Source organism: Celeribacter persicus (assembly GCF_003050785.1).
GTDB classification, from domain to species: domain Bacteria; phylum Pseudomonadota; class Alphaproteobacteria; order Rhodobacterales; family Rhodobacteraceae; genus Celeribacter; species Celeribacter persicus.
This window is the reverse complement of sequence record NZ_QAOH01000079.1, coordinates 1-1,719: the sequence shown is the minus strand read 5'-3', so window position 1 is coordinate 1,719 and position 1,719 is coordinate 1. Positions and strand designations below refer to the sequence as shown.

The following is a 1,719-nucleotide window of genomic DNA, read 5'->3' as shown; positions in this document are numbered from 1 at the left end:
GCCAGTCTTCGGGCCTGCGGGGTCCTGTCGCGCGGGGGATGGTCCTCCGCCTCCAAGACAGGAGCCAAACAGATGTCCCGCAAAGATGCTCACGCCTTCGCCGCCTCTCTCGCCGCCACGCTCATGGTCTCGATCGTCGTCTTCCAGGCCGGTGATGGAACCTATGGCGCCGTCCCCGCTGATGAAATCGACGGAGACGAGGTCGTGATCGTCTCGGAATACGATCCCTTCGGGTGAGGCTTCGGCCTCACTTCCCGAGGGCCCAGGCGTGGCACAGGTGTGCACCTGGGCCTAGTAATGCCCCCGTGACCGGAGATAGTCAGTCGGCTAACAATCGCTTCCGACAGTCTGCTTCTACCATGTTCGGGAAGCCTTTTCGTCGACCATCCCTATATGCTGGAAACAGCGGTCACCCCCATGGTGAGCGCTGGTTACATGACGTTCATCAGCGCGGGGTCCATTCCGAACAGGCTGCTGGCGCTGTGCGCTGCCTTTCCGAGCGTGACGCTGCATAGCACGGTAACCGACGCGCCAGGCCAGGCCCTGATGATCTTGATCCCGAGGCTGCATTTGGCCCTTTGGGAACCAAAGTGGATGTCGCTGTCACTCGCTGTCGTCTATCGGCAACCTGAGTGATACTTGAAAACCTGTGGTCCGGCCCGGCCGCGGCGATTGAAGGACAAGGCGGCTGCTGATCCGCTCTGCGATTGCGGCGACGATGGCAAGACCCAGGCCGCTGCCGTCGGAGGTGGCAGAGGCCCGCTCGAAACGCGCTGTCAGCCGGTCGAGTGTTTCGCACGGCACGACGGGGCCGTCATTTGCTACGGTGAACTGGCCAGATGCGGTCAGCGTGACGTCGACCGGGGAAGCCTGTGCTCCGTGACGAAGAGCGTTTTCCACGAGGTTCCGGCACAGGATGGCGAAGGCGTCGGGATCAAGATCTGACATGACAGCCATGTCGGGAAGATTTAGCCTGATACGATCTGGCGTGCCCGTGCGGCCAATATCGTCCACCACAATTCTCGCAACGCCCCTCAGATCCGAGCTTTTGTCCATCCTCAATCGCCCGCCTTCTGCCCGCGCGAGTTGCATCATGCGTTCTGTGCGTCGCGTCAGCCTTTTCAGCGTCTCCTCGATGTCGGTCGCACGTTGTGCAGCCGCTCGGTCCTTGGTTTCCGACCTGAGCCTCTGCGCCTGCGCGATCGCTCCCGCGAGTGGTGTGCGCAACTCGTGAGCGGCGTTCGCGGCGAAGCTTCGCTCGGCCTCGAACGCCTCACGTAATCTGGCCAGCAGGCTGTTCAGCGTATCAGCCAACGGGCCGATTTCAGTTGGAAGCCCCTCGTGAGGAACCTGCGAAAGGTCGCGAGCGCCACGTGCTTCCAGCCGCGCGCGGAACCGGCGCAGAGGATCAAGGCTGAAGCGAACTGCCAGGATGATCGCGATCAAGGCCACTGGAAGCACGATCAGCAAGGGCAGGCCGAGACCCATCTGGATTTCGCGAGCCACCGACATGCGGTGGGCCAGCGGCTCGGCCACTGTGATGCGGATCGTGTCCTGAAGCGCCGCGTCGCTGTAGAGACGGTGCGTCGCGGTCTGGCGAAACCCGGGCCCGTCATAGGAGGGGAACACGGTGGGGTCCGCCGCATGCGATTGCAGCAGGATGCGGCCTTCGGCATCGCGCACGAGATAGGTGAAGAACTCGTCGTGCGCACGGATCGG

General features: G+C 62.9%; 2 protein-coding genes. One reads left to right on the top strand and one right to left on the bottom strand.

Annotation, left to right across the window (positions count from 1 at the left end):
- Positions 1-72 precede the first annotated feature (72 nt).
- Positions 73-237, top strand: a complete 165-nt coding sequence (locus tag C8N42_RS21750) for a hypothetical protein (protein ID WP_009574204.1) — start codon at positions 73-75, stop codon at positions 235-237.
- 366 nt (positions 238-603) lie between these two features.
- Here C8N42_RS21750 and C8N42_RS21245 read toward each other — a convergent pair.
- A partial coding sequence (locus C8N42_RS21245) for an ATP-binding protein (protein WP_107818382.1) occupies positions 604-1,719 on the bottom strand: 1,116 nt, incomplete at its 5' end.